The sequence below is a fragment of the Bacteroides caecigallinarum genome (assembly GCF_016902295.1).
GTDB classification, from domain to species: domain Bacteria; phylum Bacteroidota; class Bacteroidia; order Bacteroidales; family Bacteroidaceae; genus Phocaeicola; species Phocaeicola caecigallinarum_A.
Map to the genome: position 1 here is coordinate 1 of NZ_JACJLQ010000246.1, position 217 is coordinate 217.

Annotated in this window: 1 rRNA gene; it reads left to right on the forward strand. The window is 49.3% G+C overall.

The features are described from left to right. Window positions 1–89 (forward strand): 16S ribosomal RNA (locus tag H6A27_RS14995); the annotation flags it as partial. Window positions 90–217 lie beyond the last annotated feature (128 nt).

The following is a 217-nucleotide window of genomic DNA, read 5'->3' on the forward strand; positions in this document are numbered from 1 at the left end:
GCGAGGAGCGCCCTAGGGTAACACTGGTAATTGGGGCTAAGTCGTAACAAGGTAGCCGTACCGGAAGGTGCGGCTGGAACACCTCCTTTCTGGAGAGATTCCGTAAAAACAAGAAGGTTTTTCTTTCTTGTACTACAGACAAGTTTGTTTTATATTATATGGGGGATTAGCTCAGCTGGCTAGAGCACCTGCTTTGCACGCAGGGGGTCAACGGTTC